We start from the raw sequence: 15705 nt of genomic DNA, 5'->3' as shown, positions 1-15705 counted from the left end.
AAGGACTTCGGAGACCCCGGCCACCGCGTCGGGCCTTCGGCAGGCCCAGACCACGACACCGGCCCGAACGCCCACAAGTTGACGGACAACACCGACATCCCACGTGAAGCGAAAGAGCGAGGCTAGTCGTTGCACGTCATGCGCTGTCCGTTCCGGCTGGCCGGGGCCCGAGGGTAGCCCTCGGCCAGCCTGTCACATCACGGACTTACTCGACCTTTCATATCAGGCGCGTTCGCCTGGTTCAGTCGATGACGTAGCCGAGGGGACCCTCCAAGGAGTAGCGGCTCGGGTCCTCGCAACCGGAATCAGTGGTCATCAGGTGATGGCCGGTGCTGGGGCTGAAACAGCGGTAGAGGGGAACGGTGCCCGCGACCTGGCCGCGGTAGACGTAGCCGAGGGGACCCTCGAAGGAGTAGCGGCTCGGGTCCTCGCAACCGGAGTCGGTGGTCACGAGGTGGTCGCTGGTGCTGGGGCTGAAGCAGCGGTAGAGGGCGACGGTGCCCGCGGCCTGGCTTCGGTAGACGTAGCCGAGGGGGCCTTCGAGGGAGTAGCGGCTGGGGTCCTCGCAACCGGAGTCGGTGGTCACCAGGTGGTCGCTGGTGCTGGGGCTGTAACAGCGGTAGAGGGCGACGGGTCCGGAACGGCTGGAGACGGTCAGTTTGATCGCGGTGTCGTTGGCGTCCCAGGAGCCTGGAATGGTGAGCCTCACTCGGTTGATGTTCTGGCTGAGCGTTACCGGCGTGCCGTCCTTGACCAGAGAGGCTGCTGAAAAGACTTTGCCGTCCTGAGGCAGCGGAAGGGTGAGGGTGTGTCCGGCGGGCGGCTTGAGCACGTGGAGGTACTCGGTGCGGTCGTCAGGTGACTTGGTTGCTACGCCCCAGGGCAGGTCGGCGATGCGGGTGCCGGGCTTGGTGGGATAGGAGGTGCTGGGTCGGGTGCCGAGGACGGACTGCTTGATCTGGTCGATCCAGGTACCGACCTGTTGCAGTGCCGGCATGACGCCGGGTTCCCAGCCGCCGCCGGCGTAGGGGCCGGCCGCCCAGGCCATGCCGCCGCCGTCGCTGTTGGTGGCCGCCTGCAGGACGGTGTAGCGGAACATGCTCTGTGGGGTGTACTTGATGGAGCCACCGGTCTGCGATGCCCACCAGGAAGTTTCGGTTCCCCGCAGGGTCGCCGCCACGGGCTCGGCGTAGCCGGGCCACAGGTCTCCGTTGGTCTGCGCGAACTCCGCTTGGCCGAAGTACTCCTTCATGCCTTTGTCCAGGCCGTACAGGTTGCCGTAGTTGTTCTGGATGAGGACGGCGCGCGGGTTGACCGCTTTGATCGTGTTGCGCAGCCGGGGGTAGTCGATGACGGTCTGGCTGTTGCCTTGGGGGCTTCCCTCGTCCATGTACAGGCCGTCGATGCGTGCCCCGTATCGCTGCATCAGCTCCTGGTAGATGTCGTCGATGAACGCGTTCCATCGGGGGCGGTCGAAGTCCGCTCCCGGGTTCCAGGGCTGCCCGGCCGGCGGAGGCTGTGTGCCCCAGCCGGTCTTCTGCTTGTCCGCGTCGCTGAACTCCATGCCGTCGCGCGGATGGGTGTAGAGGTAGACGTGGATGCCTTTGGCCTTGACCGCGGTGATCATGTCTGCGATGAGGTCGCGGTCGACACGGTGGTTGGGCAGGCCCCAGTCCAGCATCTTCTGGCTCGGGTAGAGGGTCACCATGTGGGAGTGCCAGGCGGTGAAGATGACGTACTGCACCTTCGCGGCGGCCAGATCGTTGGCGAACCCGTTCGCGTCGAAGCTGTTCGCCAGAGCGTTGGGGTCGTTGACGACCGCGCCGCTGGAGTTCACCGTGTGGCCGTCGGGCACGTAGTGGACGAAGAGGCCGTACTTGTGGTCGAGAATGTTGGTCATTCCATCGTCCGCGTAGGCCCGTTGCGTCTGGAAGGGCGTCACGAGGACGGCCATCAGCAAGACCAGCGGAATGATCAAGCCCGCCAGCTTCCGTCTGCCGGTTAAGTACATGAGCAGATCCTTTTCGTGCGGTTGAAGGGTGTGCAGGGAGCAGTAACCCAGGTGACCGCAAGCGGTGCATCGCGAAGCCGAGCGCACCCGTGCTCCTCTGCCCACCCGGAACACTCGTTCAGCTCAACGAGACGCCCAGCGAGGGGATACGACGACCACAGCAGCCACGCAGTGCGACCAGTCCTCCACCACTACCGAGGAGGCCCGCCGGGTCCTGGCGCTGGCCACCGAGTTCACCCTCCAGGAACGACCCAAGATCCCCGAACAGGTCCCGCGTTCCCAGTCTGGGAACCCAGCACGGCTCAAGCGCCGACGAACCCGCGGCGGCAGGCCGGCCGACTGACCCGCCCCGTGCATTCCGTCACCCCACGAGCCGCAATTCGTCGGTTCCCCGATGGGCGCGCCGGGTGTGTCATGCGCAAGAGCCCTGCCAGGAAGTCCTGGCAGGGCTCTTGCGCGTCAGCGGGTCAGTGCCCGGTGCGAGCCTTGGCGAGTGCCCTCTCCACGTTGGCGTCGACCAGCGCGGAGGAGCCCGAGACCACCACGACGACCGTTCCGGTGCGCACGGCCGTCTGCTTGACGACGCTGCTGCGTCCGTCGGCGGTGAAGGTGAGCAGCTGGCTCCACCGCTCGTCGCCCAGCTGAGCCGAGGGCACCTTCTGGGCCGTGACGGTTATGGGCGTAGTGCCGACGAGCACCTGGTACGTGGAGCACGAGGTCATCGCTGCAAAGATCCGGCCCACGCCCCCGGAGAGCTTCTCCGCGGTGTCGCTGTACAGCTCCTCGGACACCTCGGAGTCGCTGCCGCCCGCGTAGGTGAAGGACGCCTTCGCCTGGCGGGGGAAGTTGAGGCTGCCGCCGGCCGCGGCGTCGCCGCCGAGCGTTTCCAGCGCGGGGCAGCCGGTCACGGTGACGTCGTCGTGCTGCGCGGGACTTGGCGCCTTGCGGGTGTAGCCCTCGCCCAGGTCATCCTCGTTCAGGAGCCGCTCGCTCAGCGCGGCCGAGGTCAGCGGCGCCGGCGCCGTGGCGTTCTTGCCCTCCTGGTGCGCAGGCGCCAAGGGAGAAGATGCCGGGGCGCCGGCGGGGGTGCTGCCGCCTGAGCAGCCTGCCAGGGTCAGGGCGGCCAGGACGCTCAGGCTGAGGATGGTCGTGGTGGGAAGGCGCATGTGAAACCCCTAAGTGGCTGCGGAGCGGACGGTCTGACCGGGCCGGCCCTCCGGGCGCCGGCGATACGTAGGGGTAGGGGTGAGGGGTTTCGGGGGGTTTAGTGGCCGAGGTGGCGCAGGCCGTCCTCCAGGGTGGGGTGGAAGTGGTCGACCGGGCCGGAGTTGCGGTTGTACCAGGCCGTGTCCAGGCCGGTCTCCTTCGTCTCGTGGCCGGCTCGGCAGCGGAGCCAGATCGTGTCGTCGCGCATGTTGAAGACGATCCAGTTCCGGTACGCGCCGCACTCGGGGCACTCGCGGACCTCCCCGTCGATGACGAGCGGGGAGTCCCAGCGCATCATGAACCCGGAGAAGTCCTGACGGGACGGCGCGCGGAAGTCCGGCGGCAGGAAGTCGGGTACCACCGCCGTCTCCGGCGCGGCCGGGGCTGCCTCGGCCAGCGGCCCGGGCGTTTCGGGCAGCGGCCACTCGGTAGGCGTAGCCAGCATCGCCTGGCCGGCACGCTGGGCCTCACGGAACTCGCGGTCTGCACGAGCGCGTCGGAACATGCCGCCTCCTTCTGGGTCGTCTTGCGGGCATCAGGACAGTGCCCCACGTCTCTGACCTGCTGCAACTCTGGAATTGTTGAATCAGCGGGCCTTGCCCGGCCGGTCGTTGCGGCTCCTCGAAGGCCGTGCGGCACTGCGGTTGGCCGTGGACGTGGTGGCGTCGTGCTCGGGCATCGCGGAGGCGTCGGCGGGCAGATCGGCCATGCGCCGCAGCCGCCACACCAGCACGTCGCTGACCGACTCCGCGGTGTCCAGCTCCCGGCGGCCGGCGGCCTCGGCCAGGAGCGCGGCCGGGTCATGGCCGGCGCTCTCGGCGTCGGCGAGCGTGGCCGCCAGGGCGTACCAGCCCGGCTCGACCAGGATCTGCTCGGCCAGCTCGGGCACCGACTGGCGCAGGTAGGCGACTTGCTTCTGCCGCAGGGGCTGCGACAGCCGACGACCGCGCTGGTACAGCACGCCCAGGGGCACGGGTGCGGCGGCCAGGTAGGCGGCGCGCAGGTGCTCGGCGGCCTGGCGAGCGGCAGCAGCCTGCTGGGCGTGCTCCTTCTTGGCGTGCCAGTGGGCGGCGGCGGTGACCAGGAAGAACGCCATGTCGATCAGCATTGCCGTGGTCGCTCCGTCCTCCCCGCGGCCGAGCGCCGGCCCGCTGTAGACAAGATCGCGGGCAGCCTGCCGCAGGGCTCGGTCGTGACCGCGCTCGGCCCGGACGTGGGAGCGCGAGGCCCGCTCGAACGCCCAGGCCGCTTCTCGCAGTTCACGCCGGGTGTGCGCGGCCGAGGTCTTGGCGAGCGCGTCGAGGACCTCGCCCGCCGCCGCGATGTGCGCGGCGACCTGCGCGTCGTCGCCGTGGTCGATGACCAGCACCGCTTGCCAGACAGCCGAGGCGGCCCTGCGCCGTGCCGTACCTGGGCTGCTCGGCGACGGGCGGGAGGAGCGGTCTGCGGGCACGTCACTGCTGTGGCCCGGATCGGCGGTCTCGGACCACCGCTCACGGATGCGCGGCAGGGAGAGATCGGGGGCGAGCTTGGACCCCGAATAGACGATGGGCTTGCCCTCCTTGTTGCGGTCGTCGGGCAGCGCGACGGTGTAGCCCAGCAGGTCACCGGAGGGGGCGATGCGACGCCGGATCAGCAGGCCGGCGGCGGCCAGCCGGTCGAAGAACTCCGCCTCGCCGCTGGCGCCAGCGACGGCACGGCGCACGGTCTCCCGCAGCTCTTCGCGCGGGGTGCGCTCCCGCTTCTGCCGTTCTGCCTTGTGGCGTTCGGCGCTGGTGGGTCGCTGGGCGGCGGTCCCGTCCCCGACATTGAGCCGCTTAAGACCGAACTCGGCCTCGATGAGACGGGCTTCGGCCTGGGCGCGGCCCGCGTCGTTGTTCAGGCGGGGCCTGCGGCCGTCTTCGCGGACGAGAGTGGCGACGATGTGAATGTGGTCGTCGGCGTGGCGGACAGCCGCCCACCGGCAGCCGGCATCGTCGCCGTCGGGGGCGATGCCGGTGGCCGCGACCATGCGCCGGGCGATCTCGCCCCATCGCTCGTCGGAGAGCACGGGGTCCTCTGGTGCCGCGCGGACCGACAGGTGCCAGACGTGCTTGGCCGGGCGTTGGCGCTTGGCGAGGGCCTCGACCGGCTGGTCGAGGAGCCGTTGGAGGTCCGCGTACGTGGCCTGCGGGTCGCGGCCGGGGTCGGGGGCGAGGGGGTCCCAGGCCGCCACGAGGTGGGGGTCGACGTGTTCCTCGTGCGTGCCGGGCCCGTACAGGTAGTAGAGCAGTCCGATGGTCCGGGTGCCGCGCTTGTGGACTCTGGGGATCATGCGGCGTGGCTCTGCTCGTCGAGGTAGCGCTGGGTGAAGGTTTCCACTCGCTTCGCGGCGCGGTGCACGGCGTCGAGGACGGCGTGGGTGTGTGGGACGTCGGTGCCGGCGTTGGTGGCCTTGGCCACCTGGTTGAGGTTGTTGCCGATCTGGCCGAGGTGCCGGCGCACGGCGAACAGCTCGGTGAGCACTTCGCGTTCGGTGGCGATCTCGGCGGCGGTGCGATTGAGATTGCGGGCGGCGTTGAGGGCGGCGTGGGCGAGGAAGCTGGCGATGCTCATGCGGCAGGTGGACGCGGCGTGGACGAGGAGCTGGTACTCGTCGTCGTTCATGCGGCAGCTGGGCTGGTGCATGCGCTTGTTCTCGTCGCGCAGGCGCTCACGCTGGCGCACGTGCGGCTTCGGCGGTGCAGCGTGCGTGCAGTGCGCGGTGTGGCAGGTGTGCTGCTGGTCCCCTTCCTGATGCGGTCCGCCCTCGGCCGCATCAGGGTGGACCGGCACCCCCTGGTGCCGGTCCGCTCCCGCCGCTCCTGGGGCGGGAGAGGCAAGAGCATTGCTTCCGGCGGGAGCAATGCTCTTGCGATAACTTGCTCGCGCTGAGGTCGAGTTGGTTTCCGGCTCACCCGGCGCGGGGGTGGGGCTTGTCGTCGGGTTCGTCATCGGGTGCGGTTCCTCGTGGTGCGTATGCGGTGCTGGATCTGGGCGGCCAGGTCGACCATGGCGGCCGGGCCGGTAAGGACGCGGACGGGTGATTCGGCGCGGTCCTGGACCAGCCACTGGCCGTTCGGCGCCAGGACTGCTGCGTGCAGGAGTTGCTGGCGCACCAGCACGTCCGCCCAGGCGTCGGCTTCGGCAGTGGTCGGTGCGTACTTACGCGGGTGTCGGGTGTGGATGGCGTCTCCTCCGTGGCGGGGGCTGTGGCCCGGCGCAAGGCCGGGCCACCGGTTCGGAAGTGCCGAATGCAGGCGCGTGACCTGCGTCTTTGCGGGCGTCAGCCGCACTCAGGGCAGCGATCGATGTGCCAGTTCAACGCCCTGGCCATCTTCCGCTTCACAGCGATCGCGTTCTTCGCGCTGACCTTGCCCGACACGGTGCCCTGGTGGCGGTCGGAGTGATTGAGCAGGAAGCGGATGTCCGTCTCGTAGCCGCTTCGGATGCGCGTGAAGCGCTGGCAGGTCTTCATCGGGTCGTACTCCTCGTCGTCGTGGTGCTTGCTTCGTTGCGCAGTTGCTGCAGGACCGGCGTGAGGCGTTCGTTCCGGCCGCCCTGGAGGTTCTGGGCGCGGAGGATCTCCCTCAGCTGGACCCGGGTGAGGGACTCGTTTCCGTCGCGCTCCAGCAGCGCTGGCACGTGCGGTCGGACGCGTTCGACCATCTGGTCCACGGTCAGCTGCTGTGTCCGAGTGCGCTTGGTCTGCCCGCCTCCGGGGCGGTTCCGCGGCCCCTTCGACTTCGGCTTCCTCCGCACGGGCAGCGTGTGGGGACGGTCCCCGCCTGGCTCGGTCCCCGTTTCGGTGTCGGGGCGGTCCTGGTCCCCGTCGTCGTTGGGGACCGTGTGGGGACGGTCCCCGCCCGGCTCGGTCCCCGTTTCGGAGTCCGGGCGATCCTGGTCCCCATCCTTGTTGGGGACCAGAGTTGGGGACGGGCTCGTGGTGCCCTGAGCAGCGACTTCGAGGGCATCGCTGGCCCTTCCGGCCGCGTCGTCACCGGCCTCGTCGGTCCCGGGGACCGAATCTTCGTGGTCCCCGATCGGGGCGGTGTCGGTACCGCCGGGCAGGCCCCAGCCCCCCTTATCTGCACGGTCCCCAGCCGGTTCACGGTCCCCGTCTACGCCGGCCTCGGTCCCCGCAGCCGGTCCCGCGTGGCCTGCGTCGGGACGGTCCCCGATCGACTGATCGCCTGCTTCGGGACCGGCATCGGGGACCGAGCGCAGCCACCGGACGAGCTGGTCCCAGAACGCCTCCAGGTCGTCGGGGTGCAGGTGGGCCGGGTGCTGCTCCCTTCGGTCCTCGACCCGGTCCCGTGAGGGGTGGGACCACGGCGAGGGCAGGTCGACCGTCGCCAGCGCCGCAGCATGCCGACGGGCGGCCAGCTGATCCAACAGTGCGCGCCGCTGTTCCGGGTCGGTGCCCACACCGGATCGTGCGAGAGACGCCTCCAGACGACGCACGGTCCGTTGCCCCCGGCGCTTCTTGCGCTTGTCGGGGGCCAGGCTGGCCAGGCGCGAGGCGAGGGTCACCGCGCGGGCAGTGGCGCGGTCGCGGGTGATCTGCGCTGCGTTCCGGTTGCGCGCAGCGAGGCCGAGGCGCGAGAACAGACGCTCACGCATCTCTCGCCCGAGCGTGGCCAGGACCCCTTGCGAGGCGGCGTCGGGCTTGCGCAGCCGCAATTCGATGCCCATGGCCAGGTGCCAGAGCATGGCGGCCAGGACCGGGCCGACGAAGGCCCGCACCGTGCCGCCCACCGGCCCCGACTCGGCGTACGCCGGGATGACCTGCACCCCGGTGATCACCCAGACCAAGCCTCCAGGCAGCCCCGGCGCCCCCTGGGTGGCGAGGTTCTGCCGGGCCATCAGCGCGGTGGCGAACAGGGCCAGTTCCGCTGCGCCGAACATCATGGCGCGTTCGGTGGTGCCGGCCATGTCGAGGTAGTCGGCGGCGAAGCGCCAGCTGGTGTCGGCGGAGTAGATGGTGCAGCCGAGGGCGGCGAGGGAGGCGACACAGACCGCGAGGGTGCCCGAGCGCGCTGCTTCGGTTCGTGACCGCGCGTGCCTCTTGCGCCATGCGACCAGCGCCAGTGCGAGCGCGGCGCCGGCTGCGACCGCGTACGCCGGGTCGATCGGAACGGTCCCGAGGGATATGAGGGGGGTCATGCTGCCTTTCGGAGAGCGGCGATCAGAGCGTGGGTGTGCACCTGGCGGGGCACCTGCACGGGCGAGGTGCCGGCGTCGTCCTCGGCGTGCTCGTCGTCGGTGGTCGCGTCCTCGCCGTACAGCCCCCAGTAGCGGTCGCGGTCGGCGACGGCGTGAGCGGCGTTGCGCATCAGGTCGCGGGCCCAGTCGAGGTCGAGCTTGAGGGCGTAGGCGAGGCGTTCGGGGCTCCAGCCGCGGGCGTAGGCGTGGCGGGTGACGGCCTCGCGTTCGGCATCGCTGAGGTGGACGTCGCGTCCCTCGAACGCGGCCTTGACGCGGCTGTAGTCCAGGCGCTTGTTGACCTTGGCGTGCCAGGGGCGGCGCTCGGTCTCGGTGAGCCCGCCCCAGATGCCGTGGCGGAGCTCGTTGTCGAGGGCGTAGTCGAAGCACGCCTTCTTGACCGGGCACCGGCCGCAGATCGCCTTCGCCTCGTCGATGGCCGCGCGGTCGCGCGCCGCGTGGAAGAACAGCTCGTCGATGTCCTTGGCCGGCATGCCGCGGCACAGGCCCCGGGCTTGCCAGCTGTGGTCGGCGATCCCCCGCAGGGTCGGGGCGGGCGTGTCGTTGGTGGTGATGTAGCGCAAGTCGGTCTCCGGAAGTCGCCTCGGAGGGGCGGGTAGCGCGGCACCGGTGGTGGGTGCGGCGGACGCGACGTCGAGGCGGGCAGGGGCGCGGCAGCAGGGCCGCACCGGAGGGGGAGGTTCGTGAGGGGCGGTTCAGCGAGCGGTTCGCCCCCTGCTCCGGTCTAGTGCCGGAGTCGGTGGTGCCGAGCGAGCGGTCGGCGGGCGATCACGCTGCTGCGGGCTGGGCCTGTGCCGCCGTGGCGAGGTCGACGCGGCTGGGGTGCGGCGTGGCGCGCGGGGCGTTCCCCCGGGCCCGTCCGTCCAGGCCGATGCGTCGGCTGCGGCAGGGCTCGCCCTCGGTGGCGTGGCACCACTCGCATCGCACGCTGAGCGCGTCGGGGCTACCTGCGGCGATGGCGGCCTCGCGGGCCGCACGGACGGCCCGGTAGGGGGCGAGTTCGGCGCGCACGGCCGGCGGGATGCACGAGCCGATCTTCCGCAGCCGCTCCTCCAGGTCAGGACGCACCCGCCCGCTGGCGATCTGCCGGTACGCCGTGGGCACGGCCGCCCCCGAGGCAACCGCACGCCGAGTGCGTGCCAGCTCAGCCTGCCAGGCGGCCTGGTCGTCGGGGTCGGCAGCCGGCGTGGGGTCGGTATGCCGATGCAGCCGGTCGCGTCGGTAGGCGCGCCACTTGCGGGCGATGTCCACCGGCAGAATCGGGTACGGCGAGTCGAGGATGTGCTCTCGGGCGACGGTGCGGGTGTCCCAGCCGTGGGTGGTGGCCAGGGGAACGTCGCCGAGTAGCTCGTGCCACTGGGCGATCTGGTCGCGGGCCTCGCCGGTGTCGGTCCGGATCAGGCGAGGGTCGAGGCGGCCGAGGTAGGCCAGCAGGGCGCCGACTTCGTGCGGGGTCACTGGGCTATTGCTCCTTCTCCGGTCGGCTCGCCCAGGGCGGCGAGGAGGGCGGCGGTGTGGGCCTCAGCGCGGGTCATGCCGCCCTTCGGGGCGGAGCCACTGCCAGGCAGGGCATAGAGCTTTGGGCGGCTGGGGGCGTGCTCCCGGGCGACCCAGGAGCGCCAGTCGGCAGCCCAGGCAGTCGCCGTCCGGGGCTTGAAGTCGGCCCGGTGGGCGCGCCACTTGGCGTCGGCCGCCTGCAGGCCCTCCTCGCCGAGACGGTCGAGGTGCCCGTGCTCGCGAGCCCAGGCGTGGGTGGCTGGGTCGACCTGCCACTCGCCAGCCGAGGTGACGGCGGTACCACTACTGCTGTACCTACGGTTCACCTTCGGTTCACTACGGTTCTGTGTGCCGGTTTCCGGTACATCGCTGTGCCGGTTTCCGGTACGCCGCTGTACCGGTTTCCGTCTGGGGGTACCGGATTTCGGACCTGCCGGATTCCGGTACGTGCTGGTGGATTCCGGTACTTCGCGGGGACGGATTCCGTACCGTCGCAGGGCCGAGAGCCGGAGTGTGGGGCCGGCCGCAGGGTCGTCCGCCGGTGCGGCGGCGTCGTCCGTCTCCTCCCTCGCGGCTTCCGCCGCGGCCTTGGCGGCGAGGGGCAGGCGGTAGACCGTGCTGCGCTGCGGACCGGTGAAGTCGTCGAGCTGTTCCAGCTCACCGCTGTCGAGCAGCCGGTCGAGGGCGTCGCGCACCGAGGACTTGGAGGCGTTCGTGCGCTCGGCCAGGCCGCCCAGGGAGGCCCAGGCGATGCACTGCTCGTCGGCCACCCGGTCGGCGATCGACAGCAGGACCAGACGCGCGGTTCCCCGGCTGGAGCTGTGCTCCCACACCCACTCGCGGGCATCCCTACTCATCGGCCGCTCCTGCCCACGATGCGGGAGCAGCTGTTCGCCGAGGCGGTGGTGGTGTGCTCTCGGCCGGGGCGGGACGGTGCCGAGGCGCAGACGGTTGCCGCGCAGGCCGCTACGGCGAGCCTTTTGCGCAGGGCAGAGGGCATGCGACACTCTCCTGTGAAGTGAAGCCGCTCCGGTTTGCCTGTGGAAAGGGGCCGGTGCGGTGCTGGTGGGTGATCTCACGCCCCTGTACGGGCGGGAGTGTCATTGGCCGCCCGGCGTCTGGAAGGTGCAACTTTCAGACGCCGGTGCCACGTTCGGAGCCGGGCGGTGCACGTCCCACGGTTCCCCCCCCTTCACTTTCAGCGGCCCGCCGGGCGGGCTCTCCCGGCGGGGGACCAGCAACATACGCAGACCGCTGCTGGAAGGCCAGACATAGCTCTCGAAGTCCTGAAAGGACATCGATGCTCTAGCAGGGCACGGGGCTTGAAACCCGCCGTTTCGTGTTCCGATCGCCGTTGGCAATCAGAATTCTCGGCGCGTTGGATGCGGGTTTGGTGAAATCTCCCCGCGGATGGCCTTCAATCCATACAGCCTGATGCTCGTCAATGCTCGGGTAGTACTGCTGCCGCCAATGGCCGCGCACCCAATGTCCAGCTCGTGTGGTGCCATTGGCCTTGTCCCGGGCTGCCTGGAGTTCGAGCGCTGCGCGTTCCGGCTGCCGGAGCCGAATCCGGCGGAACCGCTGCACATCAACGCCGGCCCTGCGTGCGCGCCCGGCAACCTGTTGGGGCACTTTGGGTACGTCGATGTGTGCAAGTGGCTGTCGCGACAGCGCTGTCAGCGACAACAGAACTGCCAACGGGTTTTGCCGGTGCCAGTCTAGGGACCAATCTTTGTCTCCGAAGCGGCCTACCGTCACCGAGGCGGGAGCGAGTCCTTCGTAGAAGGCGTCCCCTAGGTGCCCAAGGGTGTGGGGCCCGAAACGGCGTTCCCACTCCGTTACTATGACCGCGGACTCCCCAACCTCCCATATGTAGGCGCATGGCTGAAAGCGCGATCTTCCGCGCACGAGCATATCTGGCGCGGGATCGACCCGAACTTCCGGAAAAGGCTTGGAGAAGATGACCATGCCGAATGGGGACAGGAAATGGTGGGGGCGGAGCTCTATAGCGGGGATGGATTGTACTGCCGCAGCCACCATGTTGCCCATGGCAAGATCGGCATAGACGAGTTCGCAATCTCGCACTGCTGCAGAACTCAACTGCAGCTTCGGTCCAGGGTCTTCCGGCTCGGAGTCTGGAACGGTTCGATCGGCCAGATGCTCGTGGAGCCGTAGCTGTCGCTCATCGAGGGGCATCTCGCCCCACGGGACGAGGGAATGTTCGTCGTCTGCCGTGAATGTGTTGTACAGGGCACGGGCAGCGGACTTGGTGCGCAGCCATCCGACAAGGGATGCCTTCGCATGCAATGCGTCGCCGGCCGTCCAGGCCGCGCTGTCGCTGTGCCTCTTTGCTCCGAGCATCACGCTCTCCCGCGCAGTCCGCGACCAGTCCTTGCGGAATTCACAGTTCGCCTCCTCGGGCGGAGGCGAGCGGCGCCTCGACGACCACTCGCTTGCTGTGACCGTCCGCGGGCCAGCACGTCACCAGCGTCAGCATCGCCTTGGTGGGCGTCGCGCTGGGCTGGCCTGGGACCTGTGCCGTGACAGCGACGTCGGCGGGGTCGACGGTGGAGATGCTGGTGACGGTGTAGGTGTAGGTGATCCGCTGCGGTGTGGACACGGTGATCGAGGCACCTGGTGTGATGCTGTCGATGTTCCGCAGCGGAGGTGAGGGAATACCGGAGCGGTGGCCGGCGAGGACGAAGTTGCCGATCTGTCCCGCCGCTTCCGTGCCGTCGAAGTGCCCGAGCCCGGCTCGCAGTTGCTCAGGGTTGGTGCCCTGGTAGACGGGTTGTGCCCAGTTCCGGCCGAGGGCAGGGATGCGCACCACGTCGATGATGGGCCCTCCCGCCCCTGACACGGTGCTATCGCCCGAGGGGGAGCTGTGAACGGCCCAGTCGGCGAGCGCATGAGTGGCCTCGCGGGTCGCGGCCGTAGGACTGGACGGTTCGCCTGTGCCGCGCGGAGACGGGCTCGCGTGGGATGACGCGGTTGCTGTCGGAGTAACCGGAGCCGCGTGGGTCTTCGGTGCCTCGGTGGATTGCGTCAGGACCACCCCGGTCGCGGAGAGCGCGACGGCGGCGGTGATGCCGACGGCGATGACGCCTCGGCGGCGATTGCACCAGCGGACAGCGCTGCTGTGCCGTGATACGTCGCTGGATGGCGTCGGGAGGGGAGTCTGATCTGCCAGATCTGCGTTGCTGCGGGGAGGGTTGGGGGACTCAGTCATAGGTGTTTCCAGGGCGCGAGAGGTCGGGACGGAGGTACGCGGCGGGGCGGGGACCGGCTCAGGGCCCCCGCCCCGCTGCGGAGTTGCACGTCGGTGCGCGGTGGGAGACCGCGCACCGACGGGGGGTCAGGCGCCGGTCTTCGGCAGCACCTTGATCGTCACCGGCCGCGGCTTGGGCACCGTGGGCTTGGGGATCCTGGTGTCCTGCACGGCGACCGCAGTGGCCTTGCCGTCCTTGACCGTCACCTGCTGGTCGGCCGCCAGCTGGTAGCCGTCGACCGCTTGGACCTCGTGGACGGTGTACTCGCCCGCCGGCAGCTCGGCGGTCTGCCAGATGCCGTCGGCGTTGGTCGTGCCGGTCGCGACCGTCTTGCCGTCCTTGTTGCGCGCCGCGAACTTGACGCCGGCCAGCGGCTTGCCCGTGTCGCCCGCGGTCTTGGCAACCTTGATCCGGCCGCCCTCCCCGGTGGCCGTCATCGTCAGCTGCGCCGTGGCGCTGGTGGTGCCGCCGGCGAGGACCATGCGCTGCGCGCCCTTGTTGTGGGGCAGGACGGCGCGCAGCGTGGTGCCGGGCAGGCCCGTGGCCTGGGTGGTGAGCGTGACGCTGTGGCCCTTTGCGGCCGTGACGTGCGCGTAGGCGATGCCGTCGGCGTTGGTGGACTCGGTGTCTTCCGCCACCTGCTTCCCGTCGAGGGCGGCCTTCAGGTTGAGCCGGATGCCCGGGACCGCGTTTCCGGCGGCGGAGGTCACGGTGATCTTGATGCCGGTCGTCACACCGGGCCGCAGCGCGGCCAGCGGCTGGAGGTGGACCGTGTACGGGCCGGCGAACCGTGCGGCCTCGTTCAGGTACGCGGTGGCCAGCGTCTTCGCCTGCGAGTCCACCTGCGGGTATGACAGCCGCTGCACCGCCCGCGTCCCGGCGGGCAGGGCGTAGGTGGACCCGGCGTTCAAGAGGGTGTAGACGTCCGCGTCCACAGCGGCGGCCTGCGCGTCCGAGCCGGCCTGGCCGTACTTCGACACGATGTACGCGGCCTGGGAGACCTGTGCGGCGGTCGCGGCCTTGCCGGTGGCCTGCGAGGTCCAGGAGGTGAAGTCGCGGGCCGTCCCGTAACCGCCGGCGGCCTGCGGCCCGGCAAGGCCGGGGTCGGCGCAGTACGCGATCGCGCCCGGTACCGCGGACCGGTAGTCGCCGATGTGCGAGGCGCCCGCGTGTCCGGCGGAGTCCGGGATCAGGAAACCCTGACCCCACTGATCAGCCGCCGACGCGCTCGGCGCCAGCAGCGCACCCGCGCCCACCGCCACCGCTGACGCAGCCACCAGCGAACGCCGAAACCGACGCGCGGCGTGCGAAGGGGCAGGTGATGATGCAAAACTCATGCATGTCTCCGAATGGGGATGATGCCGGGCCCGCCAACGGGTTTCTCAGGCCAGCAGCTGGCTGGGCCCGGTGCCGCTTCCCGCCCCAAGGGCAGGGAAGTTTCTGTGCGTGGGCGAAGAACAAGACCAGGTAGAACGCGTTTTCTCCCCGATCGATCTCGCCATAGTCAGGCTATCTGTCTCCGCGCACACACACAAGTTGCTAAGGTGGACTCACCAAACCTTGCATGCATTGGAGCGCTTTACATGTCCCAGCGTCTCGTCGACGGACGCCGCATCAAGGTGGCGCGCATCGAGGCGGGACTCCTGCAGAGCCAGGTGGGGCAGGCGCTGGGTGTCTCCGACTCCGCCGAGGCGAACTGGGAAAACGGCAAGAAGCGTCCTGACGCCGAGGTCTTGCCGGCTCTCGCCAAGGTCCTCGGCAAGTCCCTGGACGCACTCTTCCCCCGAGAGGGTCTGCCTGACCTCGCGGACCTGCGGGCCGATGCCGGGATCTACCAGAAGGACACCGGCCGGCTCATCGGTACCAAGAGCCACGCGCCCGTCAGCCGGGCGGAGCGTGGAATCCGCCGACTGGACCCGAAGTACGTCCCACCGCTGGCGGAGGCGTACGGGGTCAGCGTCGACACCCTGCTGGCCGCGCAGGAGCGGTCCTTCGGGCGGGACGTGCCGGAGCCGGGCCAGGTACCCACGGCGCTCGCGGACAAGATCGCGTTTTTGATGGAGCACCTGTACCCGGGCGATCAGGTCGCGCCGACGGCGGATGAGATCGCCCAGGGGATCAACGAGTGGGCAGGCGCTGCGGTCGTCTCGGAAGCGGAAGTGAAGGCGCTTCTGTCCGGCGCCCAGCCCACGGCCAAGCCGATCGTCTACCACGGGCTGGCCACGGTCTTCGGGGTCGAGCCGCTGTACTTCGAGCCCCAGAATGCCGTTGCCCGGCAGGTCTACGAGGGACTGAAGCTCCTTGCCTCTGCCCGGGAAGGCAAGATCATTCGCGCTGCGGCGAGCGGAGTGGGAGAAGAAGGGCTTCCCGCGGACGTGCTCGCCTTCGTCAACTCGGTCGTCACCGAGCTCCAGGACCGAGGACTGCCCGCCGTCGGCGACGGGGGACAGTGACCTCGGCCCTGCCTGGATGACGGCC

The 15705-nt window shown here is 69.9% G+C and carries 15 protein-coding genes; 1 reads left to right on the top strand and 14 read right to left on the bottom strand.

Annotated features, from left to right (window positions below; genetic code table 11):
- Nucleotides 1–241: 241 nt before the first annotated feature.
- The 14 genes from P3G67_RS13190 to P3G67_RS13125 all read right to left on the bottom strand — a co-directional run bounded on the left by P3G67_RS13190 (nucleotide 242) and on the right by P3G67_RS13125 (nucleotide 14504).
- Nucleotides 242–1900 (bottom strand): alpha-L-fucosidase, encoded by a 1659-nt coding sequence (locus P3G67_RS13190; RefSeq protein ID WP_276093627.1) that lies wholly within the window; start codon nucleotides 1898–1900, stop codon nucleotides 242–244.
- A 578-nt stretch (nucleotides 1901–2478) separates the two neighbouring features.
- On the bottom strand, nucleotides 2479–3177 hold the full coding sequence (locus tag P3G67_RS13185; RefSeq protein ID WP_276093626.1) for a hypothetical protein: 699 nt from the start codon (nucleotides 3175–3177) through the stop codon (nucleotides 2479–2481).
- A gap of 98 nt (nucleotides 3178–3275) precedes the next feature.
- Nucleotides 3276–3722: a hypothetical protein gene (locus P3G67_RS13180; RefSeq protein ID WP_276093625.1), complete on the bottom strand. Its 447-nt coding sequence runs from the start codon at nucleotides 3720–3722 to the stop codon at nucleotides 3276–3278.
- Nucleotides 3723–3803: 81 nt separating this feature from the next.
- Nucleotides 3804–5531 carry a relaxase/mobilization nuclease domain-containing protein gene (locus P3G67_RS13175; protein WP_276093624.1) on the bottom strand — a complete coding sequence of 576 codons (1728 nt, stop codon included), beginning with the start codon at nucleotides 5529–5531 and terminating at the stop codon, nucleotides 3804–3806.
- Nucleotides 5528–6190: a plasmid mobilization protein gene (locus P3G67_RS13170; protein WP_276093623.1), complete on the bottom strand. Its 663-nt coding sequence runs from the start codon at nucleotides 6188–6190 to the stop codon at nucleotides 5528–5530. The genes P3G67_RS13175 and P3G67_RS13170 overlap by 4 nt, the downstream gene beginning before the upstream one ends.
- A complete protein-coding gene (locus P3G67_RS13165) occupies nucleotides 6187–6354 on the bottom strand; it encodes a hypothetical protein (RefSeq protein WP_276093622.1) in 168 nt (55 codons plus the stop codon). Before P3G67_RS13165 ends, P3G67_RS13170 begins: the two co-directional genes overlap by 4 nt.
- 167 nt (nucleotides 6355–6521) lie before the next feature.
- Nucleotides 6522–6713: a hypothetical protein gene (locus tag P3G67_RS13160; protein WP_276093621.1), complete on the bottom strand. Its 192-nt coding sequence runs from the start codon at nucleotides 6711–6713 to the stop codon at nucleotides 6522–6524.
- The gene (locus P3G67_RS13155; protein WP_276093620.1) at nucleotides 6710–8401 is read right to left on the bottom strand and encodes a hypothetical protein; all 1692 of its coding nucleotides are present in this window, start codon (nucleotides 8399–8401) and stop codon (nucleotides 6710–6712) included. The genes P3G67_RS13160 and P3G67_RS13155 overlap by 4 nt, the downstream gene beginning before the upstream one ends.
- Complete coding sequence (locus P3G67_RS13150; RefSeq protein WP_276093619.1) at nucleotides 8398–9024, bottom strand: WhiB family transcriptional regulator; 627 nt, start codon at nucleotides 9022–9024, stop codon at nucleotides 8398–8400. Before P3G67_RS13150 ends, P3G67_RS13155 begins: the two co-directional genes overlap by 4 nt.
- Nucleotides 9025–9229: 205 nt before the next feature.
- The gene (locus tag P3G67_RS13145) at nucleotides 9230–9919 is read right to left on the bottom strand and encodes a zinc finger domain-containing protein (RefSeq protein ID WP_276093618.1); all 690 of its coding nucleotides are present in this window, start codon (nucleotides 9917–9919) and stop codon (nucleotides 9230–9232) included.
- Nucleotides 9916–10815, bottom strand: a complete 900-nt coding sequence (locus tag P3G67_RS13140) for a helix-turn-helix domain-containing protein (RefSeq protein WP_276093617.1) — start codon at nucleotides 10813–10815, stop codon at nucleotides 9916–9918. Before P3G67_RS13140 ends, P3G67_RS13145 begins: the two co-directional genes overlap by 4 nt.
- 448 nt (nucleotides 10816–11263) lie before the next feature.
- Nucleotides 11264–12319: a hypothetical protein gene (locus P3G67_RS13135; protein WP_276093616.1), complete on the bottom strand. Its 1056-nt coding sequence runs from the start codon at nucleotides 12317–12319 to the stop codon at nucleotides 11264–11266.
- Nucleotides 12320–12359: 40 nt separating this feature from the next.
- Nucleotides 12360–12785 (bottom strand): class E sortase, encoded by a 426-nt coding sequence (locus P3G67_RS13130; protein ID WP_276093615.1) that lies wholly within the window; start codon nucleotides 12783–12785, stop codon nucleotides 12360–12362.
- Between the two features lie 528 nt (nucleotides 12786–13313).
- Nucleotides 13314–14504 carry an MSCRAMM family protein gene (locus P3G67_RS13125; RefSeq protein WP_276093614.1) on the bottom strand — a complete coding sequence of 397 codons (1191 nt, stop codon included), beginning with the start codon at nucleotides 14502–14504 and terminating at the stop codon, nucleotides 13314–13316.
- Nucleotides 14505–14810: 306 nt separating this feature from the next.
- Between P3G67_RS13125 and P3G67_RS13120 the strand changes: the two genes are divergently transcribed.
- Complete coding sequence (locus P3G67_RS13120) at nucleotides 14811–15680, top strand: helix-turn-helix transcriptional regulator (RefSeq protein WP_276093613.1); 870 nt, start codon at nucleotides 14811–14813, stop codon at nucleotides 15678–15680.
- Nucleotides 15681–15705: the final 25 nt, after the last annotated feature.

The organism is Streptomyces silvisoli (assembly GCF_029269905.1).
Taxonomy (GTDB): domain Bacteria; phylum Actinomycetota; class Actinomycetes; order Streptomycetales; family Streptomycetaceae; genus Streptantibioticus_A; species Streptantibioticus_A silvisoli_A.
Note: the sequence above shows the minus strand (reverse complement) of the source record. Positions and strands in the feature narration are given on the sequence as shown.

What these genes read in the sequence shown, in the direction of transcription:
- P3G67_RS13190 (WP_276093627.1), bottom strand. Translation starts at nt 1,900, where the DNA reads ATGACCAACATTCTCGACCACAAGTACGGCCTCTTCGTCCACTACGTG.
- P3G67_RS13185 (WP_276093626.1), bottom strand. Translation starts at nt 3,177, where the DNA reads ATGCGCCTTCCCACCACGACCATCCTCAGCCTGAGCGTCCTGGCCGCC.
- P3G67_RS13180 (WP_276093625.1), bottom strand. Translation starts at nt 3,722, where the DNA reads ATGTTCCGACGCGCTCGTGCAGACCGCGAGTTCCGTGAGGCCCAGCGT.
- P3G67_RS13175 (WP_276093624.1), bottom strand. Translation starts at nt 5,531, where the DNA reads ATGATCCCCAGAGTCCACAAGCGCGGCACCCGGACCATCGGACTGCTC.
- P3G67_RS13170 (WP_276093623.1), bottom strand. Translation starts at nt 6,190, where the DNA reads ATGACGAACCCGACGACAAGCCCCACCCCCGCGCCGGGTGAGCCGGAA.
- P3G67_RS13160 (WP_276093621.1), bottom strand. Translation starts at nt 6,713, where the DNA reads ATGAAGACCTGCCAGCGCTTCACGCGCATCCGAAGCGGCTACGAGACG.
- P3G67_RS13155 (WP_276093620.1), bottom strand. Translation starts at nt 8,401, where the DNA reads ATGACCCCCCTCATATCCCTCGGGACCGTTCCGATCGACCCGGCGTAC.
- P3G67_RS13140 (WP_276093617.1), bottom strand. Translation starts at nt 10,815, where the DNA reads ATGAGTAGGGATGCCCGCGAGTGGGTGTGGGAGCACAGCTCCAGCCGG.
- P3G67_RS13135 (WP_276093616.1), bottom strand. Translation starts at nt 12,319, where the DNA reads ATGCTCGGAGCAAAGAGGCACAGCGACAGCGCGGCCTGGACGGCCGGC.
- P3G67_RS13120 (WP_276093613.1), top strand. Translation starts at nt 14,811, where the DNA reads ATGTCCCAGCGTCTCGTCGACGGACGCCGCATCAAGGTGGCGCGCATC.